The organism is Gemmatimonadaceae bacterium (genome assembly GCA_036003045.1).
GTDB lineage: Bacteria > Gemmatimonadota > Gemmatimonadetes > Gemmatimonadales > Gemmatimonadaceae > JAQBQB01.
Genome location: DASYSS010000022.1, coordinates 66099 through 89066, shown reverse-complemented (window position 1 = coordinate 89066; position 22968 = coordinate 66099). Strand labels below are relative to the sequence as shown.

At 66.5% G+C, this 22968-nt stretch carries 11 protein-coding genes; 5 read left to right on the top strand and 6 right to left on the bottom strand.

Going from position 1 to position 22968, the window contains the following annotated elements:
- The first annotated feature begins 196 nt into the window (after window positions 1-196).
- Entirely contained in the window at window positions 197-4642 is a 4446-nt protein-coding gene (locus tag VGQ44_04345; protein HEV8446019.1) for a DEAD/DEAH box helicase, read from the top strand.
- 150 nt (window positions 4643-4792) lie between these two features.
- The gene (locus tag VGQ44_04340; GenBank protein ID HEV8446018.1) at window positions 4793-8545 is read left to right on the top strand and encodes a carboxypeptidase-like regulatory domain-containing protein; all 3753 of its coding nucleotides are present in this window, start codon (window positions 4793-4795) and stop codon (window positions 8543-8545) included.
- 218 nt (window positions 8546-8763) lie between these two features.
- On the opposite strand, the gene VGQ44_04335 is transcribed toward VGQ44_04340, so the two are convergent.
- From VGQ44_04335 to VGQ44_04315, 5 genes are all read right to left on the bottom strand, one after another.
- Window positions 8764-12678, bottom strand: a complete 3915-nt coding sequence (locus VGQ44_04335; protein HEV8446017.1) for a S53 family peptidase — start codon at window positions 12676-12678, stop codon at window positions 8764-8766.
- A 512-nt stretch (window positions 12679-13190) separates the two neighbouring features.
- Window positions 13191-15692, bottom strand: a complete 2502-nt coding sequence (locus VGQ44_04330) for a DUF2723 domain-containing protein (protein ID HEV8446016.1) — start codon at window positions 15690-15692, stop codon at window positions 13191-13193.
- A 23-nt stretch (window positions 15693-15715) separates the two neighbouring features.
- Window positions 15716-16948, bottom strand: a complete 1233-nt coding sequence (locus VGQ44_04325) for a M56 family metallopeptidase (protein ID HEV8446015.1) — start codon at window positions 16946-16948, stop codon at window positions 15716-15718.
- A 5-nt stretch (window positions 16949-16953) separates the two neighbouring features.
- On the bottom strand, window positions 16954-17349 hold the full coding sequence (locus tag VGQ44_04320) for a BlaI/MecI/CopY family transcriptional regulator (protein ID HEV8446014.1): 396 nt from the start codon (window positions 17347-17349) through the stop codon (window positions 16954-16956).
- An 82-nt stretch (window positions 17350-17431) separates the two neighbouring features.
- Window positions 17432-18997 (bottom strand): FAD-dependent oxidoreductase, encoded by a 1566-nt coding sequence (locus VGQ44_04315; GenBank protein ID HEV8446013.1) that lies wholly within the window; start codon window positions 18995-18997, stop codon window positions 17432-17434.
- A gap of 114 nt (window positions 18998-19111) precedes the next feature.
- On the opposite strand from VGQ44_04315, the gene VGQ44_04310 reads away from it, so the two are divergent.
- The 3 genes from VGQ44_04310 to VGQ44_04300 all read left to right on the top strand — a co-directional run bounded on the left by VGQ44_04310 (window position 19112) and on the right by VGQ44_04300 (window position 22233).
- Window positions 19112-19636: a putative metal-dependent hydrolase gene (locus VGQ44_04310; GenBank protein ID HEV8446012.1), complete on the top strand. Its 525-nt coding sequence runs from the start codon at window positions 19112-19114 to the stop codon at window positions 19634-19636.
- 197 nt (window positions 19637-19833) lie between these two features.
- A complete protein-coding gene (locus tag VGQ44_04305; protein HEV8446011.1) occupies window positions 19834-20193 on the top strand; it encodes a hypothetical protein in 360 nt (119 codons plus the stop codon).
- A 186-nt stretch (window positions 20194-20379) separates the two neighbouring features.
- Window positions 20380-22233, top strand: a complete 1854-nt coding sequence (locus tag VGQ44_04300) for a protein kinase (GenBank protein HEV8446010.1) — start codon at window positions 20380-20382, stop codon at window positions 22231-22233.
- A 148-nt stretch (window positions 22234-22381) separates the two neighbouring features.
- On the opposite strand, the gene VGQ44_04295 is transcribed toward VGQ44_04300, so the two are convergent.
- Window positions 22382-22939 (bottom strand): hypothetical protein, encoded by a 558-nt coding sequence (locus VGQ44_04295; protein ID HEV8446009.1) that lies wholly within the window; start codon window positions 22937-22939, stop codon window positions 22382-22384.
- Between the last annotated feature and the right edge of the window lie 29 nt (window positions 22940-22968).

Sequence of the window (22968 nt, the reverse complement as noted above, 5' to 3'; positions counted from 1 at the left end):
GGCGCGCGTCGCGAGACAAACCGCCCAATCGGCGCGATCCGTCCTGAGAAACTCAGATCTCAGATGGCAGGCGTCGGGACCGCCATCCCGCCGTAGCTTTCCCTATCCGCCGCGAGTGACTGAGTTGCCCAAAGCAGCGCCCTTCCCCGTCGAACTCCATCCCCTCGTCCGCGTTTGGTTCGAGGAATCCCTCGGCGTGCCTAGCGCGCCGCAGCGCGAGGGGTGGCCAGCGATTGCGAGCGGCGCACACACGCTCATCCTGGCCCCCACGGGCACCGGGAAAACGCTCACCGCGTTCCTTTGGGAACTGAACCAGCTCATCGTCGACGGCGCGACGGCCCCGCTGCCCAACGCCGTGCAGATCCTCTACGTCTCGCCGCTCAAGGCGCTCAACAACGACATCCAGCGAAACCTCGAGCAGCCGCTGACCGAGCTGCGCGAACGATTCGAGGCGGCGGGCGAGTCGTTCCCGGAGATTCGGGTCGCCGTTCGCACGGGCGACACGCCGCAGTCGGCGCGGGCGCGGATGATTCGGAAATCGCCGCACATCCTGATCACGACGCCCGAGTCGCTGCACATCATGCTGACCACAGTCCGCGGGCGCGGCATGTTCAGCGGCGTGCGCGCGGTGATCGTGGACGAGATCCACGCGATCGCGGGCAGCAAGCGCGGCGCACACCTCGCGCTGACGCTCGAACGATTGGATCGCCTGTGCGACGATCAGCCGCAGCGCATCGGGCTGTCGGCGACGCAGCGTCCGCTCGACGAGATCGCGCGCTTTCTCGTCGGCCAGGACGTCCAACGCGGCGGCGATCCGACGCCCCGTCCGTGCACCATCGTCGACTGCGGGCTCGTCAAGCGAATCGAGCTGAACGTCGAGTCGCCGGTGGACGACCTCGCGCACGTCGGCGGCACGATTTGGACGTCGGTCACGCCGCTCGTCCTGCGCCACATGGCCGAAGCCCGCACGACGCTCATCTTCGTCAACAACCGCGCGCAGGCCGAAAAAATGGCCGCGCGCGTGAACGCGCTCGCCGGCGAAGAAATCGCGCTGCCCTACCACGGATCGCTCTCACGCGAGCGGCGCCTCGTTCTCGAGCAATCGTTGAAGGCGGGACGGCTTCGCGCCCTGGTCAGCACGAGCGCCCTCGAGCTGGGAATCGACATCGGCTCGGTCGACCTCGTGCTCCAGCTCCAGTCGCCCAAGCGAGTGGCAAACGGTCTTCAGCGCGTGGGCCGCGCGGGACACTCGCTCGCCGCGGTGAGTCGCGGCGTGTTCGTCCCGACCTTCCGTGACGACGCCCTCGAGATGCTCGCGATCGTGCGAGCGATGCGCGGCGGCGACGTCGAGCCGACGCGCGTCGTCCAGAACGCGCTCGACGTGCTCGCGCAGGTGATCGTTGCCGCGGTGTCGGTCGACGACGACTGGACGAGTGCCGACCTGTTCGATCTCGTGCGGCGATCCTACCCGTACCACGCGTTGACCCGCTCGGCGTTCGACGAAGTGCTCGAGATGCTGTCCGGGAAATATCCCGCCGACGTCGCCGCCGAGCTGGATGCGCGGCTTTCGTGGGACCGCGTCGGCGATACCCTCACGGCGGCGCGCAGCTCGCGCATGGTCGCCATCATCTCTGGCGGCACGATTCCCGACCGCGGACTCTACACCGTCAACCTTCCCGACCGCACACGGCTCGGCGAGCTCGACGAAGAGTTCGTGCACGAGACGCGCGTCGGCGACGTCTTTCAGCTCGGGTCGTCGACCTGGCGGGTAAACACGATCGAGCACGATCGTGTGATCGTCACGCCCGCCCCCGGCGCGCCCGCGCGAATGCCCTTCTGGCACGGCGAGTACTCGGCCCGGTCGTCGCACTTGGCGTCGTCCATCGGCGCGTTGCGTCGCGAGTTGGACGCCGCGCGAACGCCCGCGGCGATCGACGAGCTCGCCGGCCGATACAACAGCGACAAGGCGACCGCGCAGTCGCTCGTCGAGTACGTGCACGAACAGCGCGCGGCGACCGGCGCCGTGCCCGACGAACGCTCACTGATCGTCGAGCAGTTCCGCGACGAGACGAACGCTGTTCGCGTCGTCATTCACGCGCCCTTCGGCGGGCGCGTGAACGCACCGTGGGGAATGGCGCTCGCGCACCGAGCGCGCGAGATCTTCGGGCGCGGCAGCGTCGTCCAAGTGCAGACGACCGACGACGGCGTGATGCTCCGATTTCCCGATCTGCGCGAATGGGTGCCACTCTCGCTCGTGTCGGACATGACGGCGGGCGAAGCCGAACGCCGCATGCTCGAGGAAGTCGGTTCGTCGTCGCTGTTCGGCGCGCGCTTTCGCGTCAACGCGGCGCGAGCCCTGCTTCTCCCGCGCGGCACGGCCCGACGGCGAATGCCGCTTTGGCTCCAGCGTCTCAAAGCGCGCGATCTGCTCGACGCGGTCCGCGAGTATCCATCGTTCCCGATTCTCGTCGAGACGTACCGCGACGTTTTGCAGGACGCGTTCGACATGCCGGCGCTCGCGCGGATGCTCGACGACCTCACGAGCGGCGCGATCGCCATGCGGTCCGCGCAGACGGAAATGCCGTCGCCGTTCGCGTTGTCCTTCCAGTTTGGCTTCGTGATGGCCTGGATGTACGCCGACGATACGCCGCATGCCGAGCAACGGGCCGCTCTGCTCTCACTAGATCGAGCGCTGCTCGACGAGTTGCTCGGTACCGAGGGCGCCGACGCCGAAACGCTCGTCGTGCTCGAGCAGATGCTCGCGCGGCGGAGGGGAGTCGCGCCCGGCTCGCGCGCCCGAACCGCCGACGAGCTCGCGATTCTCCTCGACCGCGCGGGCGATCTGTCGCTGGACGAGCTGCGCGAGCGAACCGCCCAAGAAGCCGAAGGTCGGCTCGGTGACCCGCTCGGCGAGCTGCGCGAACGCGGGCGCATCGTGGCGGTCGAGGTGCCACGGGAATCAGGAACGAGGGACAGTCGCTACGTGCTCGCCGAGACGGCGCCGCGATACGCCGCGGCGTTCGGCGCGGCATCGCCGACGCGCGTCGCCGCGCGGCGTGAGATCCTCGTGCGCTTCATTTCACTCGCCGGCGTCGTGTCGGTCGACGACGTCCTCCGCCGATATGCCTTCGACGCGGATTGGGTGCGTCAACGATTCGACGAATGGACGCGCGGCGGACGGCTCGTTCGCGGCGCCTTCGGGGGAGGCAGCGACACGACTGAACGTTGGTGCTCTCGCCGTCTCTTGGAACGAGCGCGCCGGCGCGAGCTGTCGCAGGCACGAAAGCAGATCCAAGCAGTGGACCTCGAGCGCTTTTCGCGGTTCATGTTCCGCTGGCAGAACGTCGCGCCGTCCACCCGACGCGCGGGCGACGACGCAACCACGCAAATCGCCCGGCAGCTGTACGGCGTGTCGCGTCCCGCCGAGCTGTGGGAACGCGAGCTGTTCCCGAGCCGCGTAGCCTCGTACGACTCGAGCGCCGTAGCCAGACTCATCGCCGCCGGCGAGATGGTGTGGGTTGGCGGCGGCGCGCCGTCGGCGCACGACGAGGCGCCCGTACTCGCGAACATCCGAATGATTCGTCGAGGCACCGGTCGCGCGTGGCTGCCCGAATCGCATCCGCCGATCGGCGAAGCGGCGACGGCGACGCTCGAGGCGATGACCCGACTTGGCGCCGTGTTCTTCGACGAGCTGCTGGCCGAAACCTCGTTCTCGTCGCGGAAGTTGAGAGACGCGCTGCGAGAGCTGGTCGGCGCCGGCCTCGCGACGAACGACACGATCGACGCGATGCGCGCGGTCGTACGCTGGCGGCCGCTCGTCTCGCCGCGCGAACGTTCGCGCCCGGATCCCACGCGATGGCTTCCAGCGGACTACACGCCGTCGGCAAATCGGTACGTCGTGCAACGGCGACCGAACCTGCGCCGACTCCCGCGCTGGCAGCGTCCCGATCTCCCCGGCGGCGAATCCGACGCGTGGCCGGGCCGTTGGTCGCTCATCGCGTCGCCGCGAGTCCTTGGTACGCCGAACGACGAGTCGTCGTTCGCCGAGGCCGTCGCGCGACAGTGGCTGGATCGCTATGGCGTGGTGGCGCGCGAGATGTGGCGCCGCGAACGCCCGATGATCCCTTGGCGCTCGATCTACCGCGAGCTGAAGCGTCTCGAGTTTCGCGGCGACGTGCGGCGCGGATACTTCGTGCGCGGTCTTTCCGGCGCGCAGTTCGCGCTCCCCGAAGCGGTCGAGGCGCTCCGCGCCGATGACGCCGGCGACGACGAATCCGTCGTACTCGCGGCGGCCGATCCGGCGAACGTGTTTTCGCTTCCCATCGCCGGCGACCCGGCGCGCGATCCCTTCGTTCGGCCGCGCAGCTCGAGCGCACTGCTGGTCGCGATCGGCGGCCGCGTGATTCTTATCGCGGAGCGCCGAGGATCACGAGTCGTCGTCCGCCCTGGGTCGGATGAGGCGATCGTGACACGCGCGGCGGAGGGGTTGATCGGACATCTCTCGAGCCGTTTGCGCCGTGATCTCGTGCTCGAAACGATCGACGGCCAGCCGGCGGCGGCCAGTCCGCACGCGGCGGCCTTCGAGAAAGCGGGATTCAGGCGAGGGCGAACTGACCTCAGGTATCTGCGTCCGACGCGCTGATACGCGGGGTTGGTTTTCCAGTCCACCGGTCTACCGGCTTACTTGAATTAGAATCAAGATCCTGTCGAGACCGTTTCAATGCCCGGACACAGGCGTGAAACGCCCGTCCATATCCATGCGTAGTACTCGGGTTCAACACCAAACTCCCCGATGCCTATCCGCCCGTTGATCCGCGGCACCATCGTGGTAGCCGCGCTGTCCCTCTTCGGCCGAGCCGCGCTCGCGCAGCAGCGAACGGACGTCATTCGCGGCAGAGTGGTCGCCGCGGACAGTTCGGCCCTTCAGAACGCGGTGGTGATGGTGGTCGATACCGCGGCCAAGGTGCCGCACCCGACCCGCACCGATTCGACGGGCCGCTACTCAGTCACGATCGAGAACGGCGGTGGCACGTACATCGTGGCCGTCACGATGCTCGGCCAGGCGCCGCAGCGACGGACGGTATCGCGCCGCCCCGATGGCACGATGCCCGAGGTGGACTTCAAGATGTCGCCGGTGGCTGCCCAGCTCGACGCCGTAAAGTCTGTCGGTGAGCGTCCCAAGGCGGCTCGCTCGGACGCGAATGGAGACTTCAGCGTGGGCGGGACCACGTCGTATCAGAATCCATCGAGCGGCCTCAGCGGCGACGTCACCGGAGACCTCTCAGCCCTCATGGCGACACTGCCGGGCATCTCGGTGACGCCCAACATCGACGGATCGCTCAGCATCTCAGCGTTTGGGATCGGCAGCGACCAGAACGGCCTGGTGCTCAATGGAATGAACTTCGGGGCAGCCGTGCCGCGCGACGGATTCCGCGTCGCGGTCGTGTCGGCCTCGTACGATCCCGGCCGCGGCGGCTTTGCCGGCGTGCAGCAGTCGCTGCGAATGCAGCCTGGCAACAATACGATCTCCCGATCCACGCACGTCACGTTCGACGCTCCCGGGTTGCAGTGGACGTCTCCCGTCGCGTCGAACCTCGGCACCACCTACGGCCAGCAGATCGCCAGCGGATCGGTCGGCGGTCCCATAGTCGTCGACAAGGTCTTCTACTCCACCGCGTATCAGTTCTCGCGTCGCGCGAGCAGTCTGACGAGCCTCGAATCAGCGAACGATGCATCGCTTCTCGCGCTGCACATCAACCGCGACTCCGTCAACCGGCTGATGGGCCTCATCGGCACGACGGGCATTCCGGAGCGCACCTCGCGCGTGCCAAACGGCCGGGAGAACACGGAGGGCCGCCTCTCGTTCCGCTTCGACTTCGAGCCGAACGTGCCGCCGCCGGCACCCGGAAACTTCTTTCTGAACGACGCCACGTTCGACGACTATTACCTCGAGTTCGGCGGCACGGTGCGGAACAACGGCGGTGCGATGGTGGGCGCAACGTCGATTCCGTCGTCGGGCGGTGAGATCACACATCGTGACGGGTGGGCGCAGTTCACAGCCGCCAAGTATCTCCCGCGCAACACGCTGAACGAAACGACGATCAGCTTCGGCGGCGCGCAGGATCGTACGAACCCCTACCTGGATCTTCCGGCCGCCAACATCCTCCTCGCGTCCGGGTTGCCGGACGGAGGCGTCGGCATCTCGAACGTGCGTGTGGGCGGAGCCAGCGCCCCGCAGAGCGACAGCAAGACGTGGTCGACGGAGCTCCGGAACGCGACGACGTACAACACCTGGGACCGGCACCACTCGGTCTCGCTCACGTTGGACGCGACGCTGGACGGATACTCGGTCCAGCAGGACGCGGGCTTCGGGACGTTCGCGTTCAACTCGCTCACCGATTTCGCCAACGGCACGCCGACCAGCTTCTCGCGCACACTCACCGCGCTCCACACGAGCGGCACGGGAATGACCGGCGCGATCGGAATCGGCGACGTGTTCAACACCAACAACACGGCGCCCGGATACATCACGATCGGTTCGCCGCCGCCCGGGCGTCCGACCTTCCAGTATGGCGTGCGCGTCGAGGGCAACCGCTTCGGCTTCGAGCCGGCGTACAATGCCAAGGTCGATTCGATCTTCGGCGTGCGCACGGACCACGTTCCCGACGGCGTGCGCGTGATGCCGATGATCGGGTTCATGTGGCCGTTGTTCCCGGTCCTCAAGATCAACGGCCTTCCCTTCGGCCGTCGCGGCAACATCAGCGGCGGAATTCGCGAGTACCGTGGTACCCTGTCGACGCGCTCGGTCGATTCGTACACGCGTCAAACCGGGCTGCCGAGCGCCATTCAACAGCTGTACTGCATCGGCGGCGCGGCCCCGACGCCGGACTGGCAGGGTTATCAGCACGGCGAATCGATTCCGAGCGAGTGCGCCAACGGAGCCGCGTCGACGCCGCTCGCGCAGACGACGCCGCCGGTCGCGCTCTTCGCGCCGAATTACTCGTTGTACGACAGTTGGCGCCCCGCGTTCAACATGAACTACACACTCAACACCATGTTCCGTGTGTCGATGAACGCGACGTGGGCGATCAACCGCAGCGTGGCCGGCAACTATGATCTGAACTTCAATCCGACGACCCGCTTCAGCCTCGCGAACGAAGCCAACCGGCCGATCTACGTCGCGCCGACGAGCATCGTACCGACCACCGGCGCCGAGACCTTTTCCGACTCGCGGGTCTCGTCAGACTTCGCGCACGTGGCCGAGGCGCGCTCCGACCTTCACAGCGACGTACGCTCGATCGGCTTCACGCTCAACTACGCGCCGATTCGAATTTTCTTCACGGGGCCGAACAGCGCGTTCTGGTTCTCGTCCATATCCTATACGTACAACGACGCGCGCGAGCAGTATCGCGGCTTTCAGAGCACGGCCGGCGATCCACGCGACGTCACATGGTCGCGCGGCGGCATCGCGAAGCACGTTGTGACCTTCTCGTACAATCGAAATCAGGGCAATCTCGGCACGGTCGCGATCCAGGCGCGCATGCAATCGGGCACGCCGTTCACGCCGATCGTCGCCGGCGACGTGAACGGCGACGGCTACTCCAACGACCGCGCGTTCATCTTCTCGCCTTCCGGCGCCGATACGACGTCGGCGAGCATGGCTCAACTGCTCAAGAACGCGCCGTCGTGGGCGCGCTCGTGTCTCCAGAAGCAGGTGGGCAGCGTCGCCGGCCGAAACAGCTGCGTCGGCCCGTGGTCGTTCCCGCAGCTGAACATGACCCTCTCTCCCGATCCGTACCGCTTCGGCTTTCGCAACCGCGGATCGGTCACACTCATCTTCACGAACATCTTGAGCGGGCTCGATCAGGCGCTCCACAGATCCGACAAGTTGCACGGCTGGGGACAGTCCGCGTTCGCCGATCCGACGTTGCTCACGGTGCGCGGCTTCGACCCGACCACGAACCGGTTCAACTACACCGTGAACCCGCTCTTCGGCAGCACGACGCAATTCCGCAGCGCGTTCCGTTCGCCGTTCGTGATTACGCTCGACGTCAGGCTCGAGGTCGGTCCGGACCGCGAGACGCAGTTCCTCGAGTCATTGCTCCGCCCACGTGGCTCCGAGGGCGCCGCGCTAACGGTGGACCAAATCAAAAACCGCATCGCCCGCGGCTTCAACCCGATCGATCAGTTCCTGCAGCAGAAGGACAGCGTGCCGTTGACGAAGGAGCAGGTCGATAGTGCATCGAAGATGTCGAAGAGGTACTCAGTCCGGCGCGATTCGATCGCGACCGAGGTCGCCCGATATCTCGTATCCCGCCAAGGCAACTACGGCGGCGCGGAAGTCCGCGAGCACTGGCACGCCGCCGGCATCGCTAGCTACCGAGGCTACATCGACGACGTGCGCACCGTCGTATCGCTTCTGACGCCGGAGCAACGGACGGCCATCGAGGCGAAGCCGGGCCTCATCGGCTTCGTGAATCTCGCCCAGATCAAGGACGAGGACATTCCCGCGATCTTCCGCGGAGCGATGGCGTCGCTGCCATGAAGGAAAAACCGCAACAGCCGACCACCGATTCGCGCGGATGTGTACGGCGATTCACGCGGATGAGCGTTTTGGATCACCCCTCCTTTTCATCCGCGTGAATCGCTGTTCCAATCCGTGAAAATCGTTGTTCCCGGCTGTTCGCGCTTTGGGTGACCAACTCGACTGAGCCGGTCACCCAAAGTGTTTTCCAGCGACTTACACGACGATCGGCTCACGCGTCAGCGATGGCCGTCTCCGTTCCGGAAGGGGGCCGGCGGGGCATACAGGATCACTTCCTGCGGCCGCTCCTCCGAATCCACATCGACGACGACCGCCGTCCGAACGCGTCCGTTCCATGCACGCGTCAGGACGTGTTCCAGCTCGGTCTCGCGGCACTTGAAGTGACGCGGACCGTCTTCCGTCTCGAGCACGAAGCCTTCGAAATCACCGAAGCGGTCGTAAACGATTCCATCGACCTTTCCGGTAAATCGAACGCGGACGTCACTGCCGGGCGTCGGCGACGGCTTCGGGCTCCCGCCCGTGTGCGGCTCCGGGTGCACGCCGCTTCCGTCCGGCGACGGACGAATCCGCGTCGGATCGCCGCCGAGGGCCTTCACGCGATCGCCGATCACGCTGACGTATCGCTCGAAGACCGGATACCAGCGGTTCTCGTGCGGGATCGTCTGCTCGATGAACTTCAGAACCGAGTACGTCCGCTCCTCGGGTTCGAGGATCGTCTGCTTGGTGCGAACCGGAATCTGAATCTGGAACGCGCCCAGCGTGTGACGCGACTCGGGTCGTGAAGTCGGTTTCGTCGGTACAGGCGTCGGACGCGCGCCTTTCGACCGCGTTCGGGGCTGCGGCGTCGGCGGCTCGACGTGTTTCGTCGCGCTCGACGTGATCTGTCGAACGACGACGGTGAACGACTGTCCGCGACGAACCGTCGCCGGCAGATCGATCGTGAGCAGACCCGCGTAGCCCGGGCCCGCTCCCGGCGGCACCGGCATCCACGTGGCGCCTTCGGCGCGGCACGCCAACGTGTGGTCGTCGATCCGGCGCAGCGTCGTCATGCCGTACATCTTCGCCGCGAGATCGAGAATCTCACCGGTGTGCGCGCCCGGCAGGTAGATCGTCGCTTCGCCCCCGGCCGGCGTATTGCCCCAATCGATCATGATCTCGTCGGGCGTCCAGCCCGGCGGCAAGATCTCGTGGGTCGGCTTGATCTCGAACGTGTTCGGAATCCGGTGTGACGCCGCCGTGCCCGGATTGTCCGACGACACGATCGACAAGTTGCGCTGCGACAACTTGTCCGACGTCGCCGGCGACTGGCCGTTGGTGATCGGCTCGGGATCGAACGCGAGCTCGACGACCATGCACTGATGAATGCCGCGCACCAACTGCTGAACGCTCTGCCGCCCAGACGTGAACGGCCCGTCCGACGTGACGTTCACCGGGAAGCGGAGCTGGTTCGGCTGATTGATGTCGACCCAGACGCCGAAATACGCATCGCGCTCGTTGCCGCTCGCGTCGTGCTGAATCGTCTGCACGTTCGCGAAGTCGGTCTGCGCGTCCATCGTCTGACTGCCCGTGTCGACGCGCGGAGCGGCGAAGAATGGAATCGTCGTCACCTCGCCGGCCACGGTGCCGAGCAACGGGATTCTCGTCGTGCCGTTCACCGCGCTGCGGTACGTGGTCGACACGTCATACGTCGTCGACGTCGTCGAGGCGGGGAACGCGCGGAAGAACGCGCGCACCTGCGTCGCGTCGACCGACAACGCGCGATAGCGAACACGCGCCACGGCGAAGTTGAACACCGGCGTTCCGTTCACCTTTTCCGACAGCTCGAGCTTCGACGTGTCTTCGTCGGTCGAAATGAGGTCGAACGGATGCCCGAACGGCGTGTGAGCGTTGAACGCGCCGATGATGTTCGTGATGAACGAATTCGCCGCGTTGGCGCCGGTTCCCATCACCACGCTCGGCAGACCCGCCAGCGACTGCCCCGGCTGCAGCTGGAACACACGAACGTCGGTGCTCAGCCACGACACCGGGCCGTCGACCATGAACGGGTTCGGCTGCGTGATCAGATCGATCACCGCCGTGCCCGACGTCGAATGCGTCGTCGCCGTCAGCGAGACCGGGATGTCCTCCGCCGTGAACGCGTTCGTATTCGTGAACACGACCTGGTACACGAACGTGAATCGCTGCGGCTGCGCCGGCAGCGACGGCAGCTCGGCGACGAGCGCGCTCGGACGAATCGTGAAGCCGGTCGGCGTCGGCGACTCGGTGAAGGTCGGCGCCCACGCCTGCAACTGCGCCGGCGTCGGATTCGTCGTCGTGATGCCGAGTTCTGCGGGTGTGAAGCCGTCTACCGTGACGTAGAAGGCCGCGTCGACCACGGCCGGATTCGAGACCTGCAGCATCGCGTCGATCTCGTCCTTTCCGAACGTGCTGCGATCGGTGATGATCGTGACTTCCTTCATGAACCGCGCGGTCAGCGCCGCGAGCAATCCCTGGCCGTCGACGACGCCGAGTCCGGTCGCCGCGTCCCAACCCGGGCCCGCGGTATAGCCGGGCGCACCACCGGTCGCGTTACTAGCATTGTCCGCAATGTCGCGAATCACACCGGTGTTGTTGAGCGCATACAGCAGCGGATTCAAGAATCCGACGGTGCGTCCGAGCCGCGCGTTGCACAAAGCGACCAGAGCCGCATAGAGCGGCGCGGTGGCGCTCGTGCCGCCAACCCCCGGGAAGCTCGAGCCGTCGACGACGAGGTTGTAGCCGCTCGCCGGATCGGCGTTCCCGGCGATGTCGGGAATTCCGCGGCCCTGATGACCGTCGTTCGCCGACAGCGGAATGCCGGCGCCGATCTGATAGGTCGGCAGCGAGAAGAAATCACTGATGCCGCCGCCGGTCGTGCCGAACGACTGCGACCACGTCGTCTCCGTGAACGACGCGCCGGAGACGTCGCTGATGCGCGTCCCGCCGCACGAGCTCACGAACGGATCCGACGCCGGATACAGCACGTGCGCCGCGCCGTCGCCCTGTCCGCAATCCGAACCGCTGTCGCCGGATGCGGCGAACACCGTGACGCCGAGCGCGGCCGCGTCCTGGAACGTCTGGTTCACGGCGTTGATCGCCTGCTGCGTCCACGTGAATCCTTCGATCCCCTCGAACTCGGGCCATCCCCAGCTGATCGAGAGCACCGACGGATTGTTGGTCGCGTCGTGCACGGCGCTCGTGATGACGTCGACCCATCCCTGCTCGGTCCACGGCGCGAAGTAGACCGCGACGCCGGCGTTGGCCGCCACCGACGATGCGACGCAGATGTCGAGCGTGACTTCGCCGTCTTCGTTGATGTCGGCCCCGGGGTTGTTCGTCACACCATCCATCCCGACGACCACCGGTGTCGGCGCGGTGAATCCTCCGCCGAGACCGCTGAAGAATTGATTCAAGTCCGTCTGCGCGAAACCGCCGCCGAATTCGACGAGGCCGATCGTCTGTCCGGCTGCTCCGGGCGTGACCGGATAGTCGTACAGCGACGCGACCTGCGGCGGTGTGAGCGCGCTGACGTTGAGCGATGGTCCCCCTCCGAGCTCCGTTGAAGTGTCGACCGTGCCGATGCGGCCGCTCGCCGGCGCGAACGCTTTCGGTGCACGCGGCGCGACGCGCGTTCCCGCGCGGCGAGCCATCCGTCGATTGTCGAGTCCGAACACACCTTCGACGACCTGCGCGACGTCTTGCGGCATGTTCACGGCGCCTTCACGGCCGCGATAGGTCTCGGTGGTCGATTCGTAGCGTCCAAGGTCGACGCCGAACGCCTGGTTCATCTGTTCGACCGTGCCGAACACTTTCACGATGCGTCGAGCGGTGCTGGTCTCTTCGACCTCGAGCCCCTTCGAGCGCGCGAACGACACGACGAGGTCGAGGTCGGCTTTCGACGCGCCGAAACGTTCGGCGAACTCTTCGCGCGACATGTGACCGGTGGTCGTGTCGGCGTTGTGATGAACCGGTAAGGCTGGCGCGTCGGTGCGGCGACGCACGCGAATGGTGACGGAAAGCTTGGCCGACGGATTCTCCGCGGCCACCCGGCGCGCACCGGGTGCGGGGCGTCTCTCGCTGCCCTCGATCGGGCGGACTGCAGTGGGACTCGGCATGCGACCTCCTCCAATACCGGAGAGAGTGGGGAGCTCATGGCCGCGTCGATTCTTTCGCGACGCGTGACGCTGATTGTGAATTGTTCGCGAAGGGTGCGGCGCCCGACCGATGACCGACATCGGCCATCACGGAAGGCGCGCCGGCTCGGCGCGACCACGACGCCCCGCGATTCCGCCGCGCCGCCGGCGTTAGGCGGTGGGCACAGCCGTGTTCGTCGGGCGTCGCCGACGGCGAGATGATGTGGGTCCGATACGCGATGTGCCGCGCACCGGACCCATATCCATCGTCGTCCACGCCGTCCGTGCGAGGTGGCCGACGACACTGCGCAGGGCCACCGCGGGACGCCGACAATATAGGAGGCGTCGCACGAGGGTCAATACGAAATTCGGAACGTGATTACGATTATCTGATTAGCAAACGTAACAGTCCGCTTCGTGTCCGGCTTTCGCGACAAACTCGAGCGTGGCCGCGTTCCGATTTCTTCGCGCGACGCGACTCGCGCGAAGCGCCTTCAACGGCGGCGCGGCTTGATCGGCTCGGCACTCTGCGTCTTGAGCCGCGTCTCCCCGGCCGGCGCGAGCGTCACGCCGGCGGAGTCCGCCGTCTCTGGGCGGCGCATCGCCTGCTCCACCCCGCGAACGACGTCGTCCAGCCGCGTCGCGCGCGCCACGTCGCGCGTCGTCGCCAACACCGCGCTCGCGCCCCTCGAATCGCCCTCGGCGCGCAACGCCTCGGACAGCTCGACACCGCCGAACAGGTACAGCGCCGGCATGCTCACCGACGGCCGGTCTACCCAACGCCCTTCGGATGCGATCGCGCGCGGCCCCGTGAACACGTCGTTCCACAACGCCCGCGATCGCGCCACGTCGAGCCAAGCGTCGCCTTCGATGTAGACGGTGTCTCGCGTCTGCGCGGTTGGTGGCACGAACAGCTTCGAGGCCAACCCTTGCGTCAACACGTTGTCGCCGAGTCCGAGCGACCGCGGATATCCGCCGGCGGATCGCGCGAAATAGATGGGACGATCCGGCCACGAATCCTGAATCATCCGCAGCACGAGAGCGTCGGCGCGCATGAGGACGCCGTTCTCCAACCGCCGCGGGTCGATCGTCGCGTGTAGCGCGCCGCTGTTGAACACCATCGCCCCCGGGAGCTGAATGTATTCTGGATACGAATCGGCGTCGGCGAACGTCATGTGAAGCGGCGGAGCGGTCGGCTTGTGCCAGACCTTGTCGCGATAAATCGCCGGACCCCGCGCCGCATCGTAGTCGTAGATCGGGCGCCTGATGATCTGCCGCGCGTACCACTCGGTGTTCAGCAGCGACGTGTTCGCCACCACGACGTCGCGGCGAATTCCCTCGACTTCCTGCGCGTACCACAGCGGGAAGGTGTCGTTGTCGCCGACGGTGACGAGCACGCCGTACGGCTCGACCGAGTTCAGCATGTCCGCCGCGACGTTGCGCGTCGCCTGATGATGCGAGCGCGGCGCCGCACTCCAGTTCGTCGCCAGCGGAACCAGCGCGAGCGCCATCGCCGGTGACGTCAACACCCACCCCCACCCGGTCGGCTCGGCCTCCGATGGTTTTCCCTTCTTTGCGTCGCGAGTTCCGACGAGCGCCGCCAGCGACTCCCACACGTAGACCAGCCCCAGAGCCGCCCACACTCCCCACGCCGAAAAGCTCCAGATGAAGAAGTAGTCGCGATCGCGAACCTCATGGTCCTGCGGCGACGTCGGATTCTGGGAGCTCCCAAGCTTGAAGTTGAGATAGTAGACCAGCAGCAGCGTCATCGTGAACATGAGCGCGCTGAAGTACCAGAAGCTCGGCCGGTCACGCGCCGCGTGCGCCCGCGCGCCAGCGAGCCCCAGCACGAGAAAGGTCGCCGCAAGCAGCGACTGCGTGAGCGGCCACGACTCGTCCGCGTCGCGCATCCATTGCCACTTGAAGTAGAGCCACCACATGCCGACCTGTTCGCCGAGGCTCGCCTGGCGGTTCTCGAGCGAAGGCTTGGCGTACTGTCCGCGGTTGAAGTTGTAGAGGAACGAATCGAGCGTCGCCTTCGAGAGCGTGCACGACAGCTCGAGCTTCGTGCGGCAGCCGGTGGGCTCGCCTTCGTTCACCGCCGGGAAGTACGCCGCGCGAATCGGTTGCGTGGCGAACGGGCTCAATCCGAGGAGAGCGGCGCCGGCGCACGCGAACATGAGCCGCCCGCGGAGCAGCGTACGCGGACGAATTGCCAGAATCGCGACGCCCAGCGCGCCGACCGGAAGCATGCCCGCCATGTGGTTCGCGTACCCGAGGCCGCACAGATACGCCGCGAGCACGAGACGACGGTCGCCGAACGGCCCCTCAGGGTCGCGCGTCCAACGCACAGCAAGCCACGAGACAATCGCGATTCCGGCGAGCGAAACGGTGTACACCTTTTCGTTCACGACCGACTGGTTCCACACCGTGAACGCGAGCGCGCCGATCAACGCGCCCGCCGTGGCGCCGACGATCCGCAGCGCTCGCGACCGAAGCCAGCCGCGCAACACGTGCTCCGTGATCAGGAACCAGCACCCTGCCGCCACCGCGCTCGCGATCGCCGCGAGCACGTTGATTCGCGACGCGACCGATGGCGCGACCGGCAGCAGCGAGAACGCCCGGCCGACGATCACGAACAACGGGTTTCCTGGTGGATGCGGCAGGCCGAACGTATAGGCGGCCGCGATGTATTCGCTCGTGTCCCACATCGCCGTGGACGGCGCCAGCGTCAGCAGATAGAGCCCGAGCACGCACGCCGAGACGATTCCCGCGGCGGGATACGACGGCCGCTCCCCTTCCGCGTTGCCCGTTTCTCCCCCGCTGGTCCGATGCCAGATCACGAGCGGCACCAGAATGCAGTACGCGATCGCGAGAAGGATGGCCGATACCGTGATGCCGCCGCGGACGAGGTCGACGAACCCGGCGCCGAACGCCGCGACGGTAATGAGTAATAGATAATTTTTTGTCTCTTTGAGCCAATCGGCAGCCCGCATGACCTACTCCACTGTGAAAGTTCCTATCGAAGCGCGGCCGGTGAAGCCGACGCGCTGTCGGGGCGCAGGCCGAGCGCGTAGCGCGCCCACGCCCGCACGCGCGGACTCGGGTCGCGCTCAGCGGCGCTACGCGCAAACGCGACCGTGTCCGGGTGATGCGCCAACCCGATCACGGCGTACGCGCGCGATTCCCATCGCGAATCGCGCATCAAGCTCGCGAGCACGTCGCGCGTCGGCACGACCTCCACCGCTCCCAGAGGCACCGACGAGATCGCGCACGCGGCGGTCACCGCGAGCACCCAGCGTTTCGCCAGCGGCCGGACGTCATGTCGCGCGTCGAGAATCAAAGCGAGACGCGAGCGCAGCGGCCCCTCCCCGCGGCCTCCGGCCGAGAGCGCGAGCGCCGTTTGCACGCTCGGCGGGCCGGCCGACGACACGGCGATCAGGAGCTCCGCGTAGTCGCTGCGTGCGACGCCCGACGAGATCACTCGGTCATCGGCGGCGCGTTCTGTGTCTCGACGCAGCGACCGCCCGATCCACCACGCACCGGGATGGAACCAGTAGAGCGCGCCCGCGACGCGAGCGACGAGCCCGAACGCCCAGTCGCCGCGGCGCACGTGCGCGAGCTCGTGACAAAGCACCATCCGGCGCGAAGCTCGCGACCAACCGTCGGCCGCAGCCGGCAACACGATCACCGGACGCAGGACACCCCACGTCATCGGCACAGCCACGTCGCCGCTTCGGAACAACCGGACGCCGCGGCGGACGCCGAGCCGCGATCGAGAATTCTCCAAGTCGCTCGCCCATGACCGATCGCCGTTTAGCGCCCGCGCTCGAGCCAGCATTCTCCGCGCACGCCTGGACGCCACGGCCGTCGGCACCAGCGCGACCAGCACGCCCGCGAGGTACGCGGCGAACGCGAATTGAATCCAGTCCGGTCCACCCGCCAACCGATGCGGCGCGAAGTCCGCGACGCGAATGCGCCCGAGCGCGACGAGCGGCGCGGCGACGACGGACGGAACCGACCACCCGGCGAGACGCAGCGGAAGGACGCGGCCTACGAAAGCGACGAGCAGCAGCACGGCCGCGGCACGCCACACGAGCACTCGCCCTTCGGCCGACGCGCGACGAAGCGCGAGCGCTCCCACGGCGGCGCCGACGATCGGCGCGGTGGCCAACAGCGACGCGGTGTACACCGACGCGGCGGCGCGCGCGCTGTCCGCGGCGGAAACCGGAAAGTCGGCGAGCGTCACCATTTGAGCTATTTCCCCTCGGCCCGTAATCGTTTGATGACGTTCGCCAATTCGCTGCGCTCGGCTCCCGTGAGGGGGCGATCCGCGTCATCGAGCAACGCGACCACGGCTGCCGTGCGCGACCCGCCGAAAAACGTGCCGATGAGATGACGCACGGCGCTCTTTTGGGCGACGTTGCGCGGTGTGGTCGGATAGTAGACGTGCCGCGGACCATCTTTCTCGTGGCGCAGGTGCCCTTTGCTCTCGAGGATGCGCAGCATCGTCCGAACCGCCGCGGCAACCGGCGGATCGGGAAGACGCGCGTGGATGGTCGCCGCCGTTGCGCCACCGGCAGAATACACCACGTCCATGATTTGCCGCTCTCGGCGGCTCAGGTTGGTCGAAGTCGAAGCGGTTCGAGGCATCGGCTAGAGAAAATATTGTCTCAAGGAGAGAATATTTTGGCTGAACCGCATTATGTCAAGCGTAGCGGGCCGCCCCCGGTGGTCACCGGGCCCCGGCCACTGCTCCCGTCTGCCGCTCCATGTCGAACTCGCCCTTGAGGCTTTCTTCGTCGCGGAACAACGTCGCCAGGGCCAACAGTTGGCCGCCGCGCAGGAAACGCACGGCGACGTCGTGCTTGGCCGCCTTGCCGGACACCTCGACCTTGTCCCACTTTTCGGCGTGCCCGACGTAGTTGATGCTGATGTCGTAGTGCGCGCTCCAGAAGAACGGGACCGCGTCGAATGGCTCGTGCGCGCCGAGCATGTTGCGAGCCGCCGCTTGTCCCTGCCGCTGCGCCACGACCCAATGCTCGACACGGATCCGGTCGCCCGTGTGCGGGTCCGGCCATCGCGCGATGTCGCCCGCCGCGTACACGCTCGCCGCGCTCGTCCGAAGGAACTCGTCAACGACCACGCCTTTGTCCATGTTCAGGCCGGCGTCTTCCGCGAGTACGAGACGCGGCTTCACGCCGACGCCGAACACCACGAGATCCGCCGGCAACCGGGTGCCGTCGTCGAGCACGACCGCGTCCTCCTCGATTCGCTGCGCGGTGTGTCCGAGATGGAAGACGACTCCGTGCTCCTCGTGCAGCCCTTTGATGAACGTGCCGAGGTGATCGCCGAGCACGCGCCCGAGGGGAAGCGTTTCCGGGGCGACGACGTCGACGCCGACATTTCGCGCGCGCAGCGACGCAGCGACTTCGAGACCGATGAAGCTCGATCCGACGACGACCGCATGCCTGGCTTTCTCAGCCGCGGCGATGATCGCGCGGCTGTCGGCGAGCGTTCGCAGGTAGCGGACGTGCGGCAGGTTCCCTCCCGGCGTGTCGAGTCGGACCGGTTCGGCGCCCGTGGCCAGGAGGAGCGCGTCGTACGTGAGCGGCTCTCGGTTCTCGAGCTCGATTTGCTTCCGCGACGTGTCGATTCGCTTGACTCGGCTCCGCACGACCTCGATGCCGTGACCGCGATAGAAGTCGTCCGGACGAAGCGGAATCCATTCTTCCGGGGCGTTTCCGGCGAGGTAATCCTTCGAGAGATTGGGCCGGTCGTAGGGCGCGGCGTCATCGGAGTCGACCATCGTGATTGCGCCATCGTGCCCGCAGCGGCGAAGCATTTCCGCGGCCGCGCTTCCCGCCGCGCCGGCCCCGACGATCACCACGTTCCTGATCGACGGGTCGCGCGTGAACGACGCGGATCCCGAAGGCGCGAGTGGGTCTCGCTCGAACTTGCCGGTCACGACGACTTTGCCGTCGCGCAGCTCCGTTGCCCAACGCGCGACGGGAGAGAGGGCGGGCGCGTGCAACGCTTCGCCCGTACGAACGTTGAAACACGCGTGGTGCCACGGACACCGAACTGTGTCGCCATCGAACAGTCCCTCGGCGAGCGGACCGCCGTAGTGCGTGCACGTCGCGGCGATCGCGCAGAAGTCGCTGCCCCCGCCCGTGGCAGGCCTGACGAGCAGCACAGCTTCGCCACTTGCGTGACCGAGGAGCGCTCCGCCGCGCTCGATACTCGCTGCGTCGACGCCTTCGCTGAGATCAGGACCCGTCAGCTCGTTCGACCCGGCCATTGTTTTTTCTATCCTCGAATGAAGTACGTGCTCGGCACCAGTACATTCCGATGATGGAGCGTTCCCTCGCTCGCTCCGACACCGTCATCCATCTCACCGCGACACGGCCCTCTTATGGAAGATCTGCGATATCCCGTCGGACGCTACCAGCGGCCTCAGTCGCTGACGTCGGATCAAAGGCGCACCGCCATCGACGCGATTGCCGCTGCGCCCACGCTCCTCCGATCCGCGATCTCCGGACTCGACGACCGGCAGCTCGACACACCGTATCGACCCGACGGTTGGACCGTCCGGCAAGTCGTGCACCACGTACCCGACAGCCACCTGAACGCATACACGCGCTTCAAGCTCGCGCTCACGGAAGACACGCCGACCATCAAGCCGTACGACGAGGCGAAGTGGGCGCGTCTCGAGGATTCACGCTCCACGCCGATCGCGACGTCGCTCGCGCTGCTCGACGCGGTCCATGACCGGTGGATCCGGGTACTGCGCGCCATGTCGGCGTCCGACTTCGCGCGGACGCTGAAACATCCCGAGAACGGCGTGATGAACCTCGACCAGATGCTCGCCTTGTATGAATGGCATGGGAAGCACCACGTCGCGCATGTAACGAATCTTCGCAGCCGCAACGGATGGTGATTCGCGCCGACTCTTGAGCGGCGTTTGTTCGGTCGGCGTAACACCATTTGAGAGAATAGGTTCCCGCCGTTTCTGACCTACGGCGGCCCCCGCAACGCCCGGTCTTAACGATCGAAGTGCAGCTCTCGTCTCCTGAGTGTATGCAGGCACCACCCGGTGCATGACGAAACACTCAAGAACGTTCACAGGAGCGGCACATGATCAGGAGCGTAAAGACGGCCGTGCTCGGCGCGGCGATGGCGGTCGCCGCGGCGGGAATCGCCGGCGCACAGACCACGACAACCCCGACCCCGACTACGAAGCGGGAAGCGCGGGACCTCAGGCGCGATCATCGCGACCTCGTGCGCGATCGCCACGACGTGCGGACCGACGAGCGCGACCTGCGCGCCGACAAGCGCGACGTTCGCCACGACGTCAAATCGGGCGAATACAAGGAAGCTCGGCAGGATCTCCGCGACGTCCGTCAGGACCGCCGCGACGTCGTGGGTGACAAGCACGACATCCGCGCAGACAGGCGGGACATTCGTCAGGATCGGCGTCGCATCGCGAAGCCGTAACGCGGCCGCTGAAGGTCGAGTGGCGAACGGGTTCCAAGGTTCCCCGAACGCCCCTCTTCCGATGCCCCAGGTTGCCCCAGCAGCCTGGGGCATCGGCACGAATTGGCCTAATTCCCCCCGAGCGCGAAAGCGCTGCGGCGCGTAGATTTGGGGCGATGCGTCGGGACTTGGACTAGACCCGAGAAAATGGCCGATCACCAGGACGACGACGAACAGCCTTCCGCGGCGGGACCCGCCGGCCAGCGCGCCGGGGGAACGGGCACGTCCGATACCGGCCCGCATCCCGCGGCTTCGCCGCATCCCCTGCTCGATAGCCATCTCGGCTCGGGGCTGATCGCACAACAGCCGACCCCGGCGCCCGATCAAACGGTCGCGGTCACCAAGGTCTGCCCGCAGTGCGGCGGCGAATACGAGACGTCCGACCGCTTCTGTCCAAAAGACGGTTCGCCACTCCGGCCAAAGACGGGCGGGGATCCGCTCGTCGGCCGAGTCATCGCCGATCGCTATCTCATTCTGGCACGCCTCGGCGAAGGCGGGATGGGACGGGTGTATCTGGCGGAGCACGTGAAGATGAACCGCCAATGCGCGATCAAAGTGATGAACCCGTCGCTCGTGAACGACACCGAGTCGTCACAGCGATTCGCGCGCGAGGCGTCGAACGCCGCGCGCATTTTGCACCCGAACGTCGCCGCGGTCTTCGACTACGGCGAAGCGGACAAGGTCGTCTACCTGGTCATGGAGTACGTCGACGGCGAGTCGCTGTCGTCGATCCTCCAGAAAGACGGCGCGCTCGATCCGCGCCGCGCGATCGATCTCGCGCGCCAGGTCGCCGACGGACTCCATGCCGCGCATGAGCTCGGCATCGTCCATCGCGATCTCAAGCCCGACAACGTCATCGTCACACGGAATCGCGCGGGCAAAGAGATCGCAAAGGTCGTCGACTTCGGTATCGCGAAGGCGGTAAACGACTCGAAGGAAGACGCGCTCACCAAGAGCGGACTCGTGATCGGCACGCCCGAGTACATGAGTCCCGAGCAGCTGCTCGGTGATCCGGTCGACGCGCGCACCGACGTGTACGCGCTCGGCTGCATTCTCTTCCAGTGTCTGACGGGCAATGCCGCGTTCGCCGCCGACACTCGCGAGCAGATGATTCGACGACGCCTGCACGAGCCGGCGCCGCACATTCGAGATCTCATACCGGCGTTGCCGGCGCGGCTCGACACGCTGATCGTGCACATGCTGGCCCGCTCGCCGAGCGATCGGGTGGCGACGGCGGCGGAAGCACGCGATCAGCTGGATCCGGCGTTGACGTTGAGCGGCTGGGATCCGCGCACGATGACGCAGGGCGTGGGCGACAGCAGCGACGCGACGAGCATTATGCCGGCCGCGGTGATCACGGCGCCGACGGACACACAGGTCGGCGGCACGAGCGTCGCACCGGCGAAGAAGGGCGGGCGCGGAGCGTTGATCGGATCGTTGATCGGCGTGGTCGCGATCGCGGCGGCGGTCGTGTTCTTCGTGAACCGGCCGCATGGGAAGCAACCGGCGGCGACTCCTCCGACGACGGTTCAGACCGACTCGGCGCACGCGGCGCCACCCGGGGTCGCCGCGACGAATCCCGCGATTGACACGTCAGGGACAGCGAAGGGGCCCGGGGCGTTGGTATCGCCTAAGGCTGATACGACACCTCCGAAGCCGTTAAAACCGGCTCTCGACACCGCCGCGATCTCAGCGCTCGTCGTCGCAATCAAGAGCGGCGACATCGAGAAGGTGGCGCAGAAGTTCCCGGGAATGACCGACGATCAGCGAAAGTACCTGAGCTTCATCTTCAATCCGAATCAGACGATCGGCGCGACCAAGGCGGTTTGGGCTTCGGCGACGTTTACCGGCGACACGGCGAAGATGCCGCTCGAAATCCGTGTCCCTGTGACGCAGAAAGGAACCGGATCGACGACGTTGGTGGCGCTCAAATACGGCGCGGTCTTCGTCCAGAGCAAGAGCGGGAAATACGCTCTCGTCGCCTTGCTCCCGCGACAATAGAGCAGCAGCGGAAGTCCCGGAAACATCAACGGCGTCAAGGCGATGTTCTTTCGCTCTTGACGCCGTCTTTTTTTGGGAGGCTTCGGTTTTGGAAGTGTCGGAGTTTTGGAAATCTCGTTCGAGGACTTCGGAGTTCGGCAATTTCGTCCTATGGAGTTTTCTTGCCGATCTTCGTCTTCACTTCGTTCGAGACTTCGTCGAGGAGGGCGTTGTCGACTCCAACGTCCCATTCGTCGTCGCGCTGCCAGTTCGCCTCGGCGCGCACGAGGACCTGCTTCCAATCCTCGCCGACGAAACGGATGATCACACGCGTGCGATAGCGAAGGTCGGGCATGCCGGCGCGCGAGAAGCTCGCCTGCCAGGGCGTCATGAGAAAGCCTGCCTTCTGATCGCTGACGTCGATCGAATACTTCGACGAGAGCACTTCGTTCGCCCCGCGCCAGAGCGTCGTCTTGGACACGCCTTCGCGTACATCGATGAGGCGCGAGACCTTGAGATCGGCCGTGGTCCGCGAGAACGACGGTGGCGGGCCACCGGTGGTGAGCGGCGCCGGCGTAGGAGCGGGGGTCGTCACCGGGCGACCAGCTCCGGTCGCACCTCCCCCGGCGCCACCGCCTCCGCAGGCCGTCACGACGAGCGCGACGCACGCCGCGGCCACCGGAGCAAGGCGACGAGTCCAGACGACGAACGTTGCGGACCGCGGCATCGCGGGTGACTCCGTGAAGGTTTGGCGCA

Excerpts from the sequence above, each read along its gene's own strand:
- VGQ44_04340 (HEV8446018.1), top strand. The coding sequence starts at position 4,793 with ATGCCTATCCGCCCGTTGATCCGCGGCACCATCGTGGTAGCCGCGCTG.
- VGQ44_04335 (HEV8446017.1), bottom strand. The coding sequence starts at position 12,678 with ATGCCGAGTCCCACTGCAGTCCGCCCGATCGAGGGCAGCGAGAGACGC.
- VGQ44_04330 (HEV8446016.1), bottom strand. The coding sequence starts at position 15,692 with ATGCGGGCTGCCGATTGGCTCAAAGAGACAAAAAATTATCTATTACTC.
- VGQ44_04325 (HEV8446015.1), bottom strand. The coding sequence starts at position 16,948 with ATGGTGACGCTCGCCGACTTTCCGGTTTCCGCCGCGGACAGCGCGCGC.
- VGQ44_04320 (HEV8446014.1), bottom strand. The coding sequence starts at position 17,349 with ATGCCTCGAACCGCTTCGACTTCGACCAACCTGAGCCGCCGAGAGCGG.
- VGQ44_04315 (HEV8446013.1), bottom strand. The coding sequence starts at position 18,997 with ATGGCCGGGTCGAACGAGCTGACGGGTCCTGATCTCAGCGAAGGCGTC.
- VGQ44_04310 (HEV8446012.1), top strand. The coding sequence starts at position 19,112 with ATGGAAGATCTGCGATATCCCGTCGGACGCTACCAGCGGCCTCAGTCG.
- VGQ44_04305 (HEV8446011.1), top strand. The coding sequence starts at position 19,834 with ATGATCAGGAGCGTAAAGACGGCCGTGCTCGGCGCGGCGATGGCGGTC.
- VGQ44_04300 (HEV8446010.1), top strand. The coding sequence starts at position 20,380 with ATGGCCGATCACCAGGACGACGACGAACAGCCTTCCGCGGCGGGACCC.
- VGQ44_04295 (HEV8446009.1), bottom strand. The coding sequence starts at position 22,939 with ATGCCGCGGTCCGCAACGTTCGTCGTCTGGACTCGTCGCCTTGCTCCG.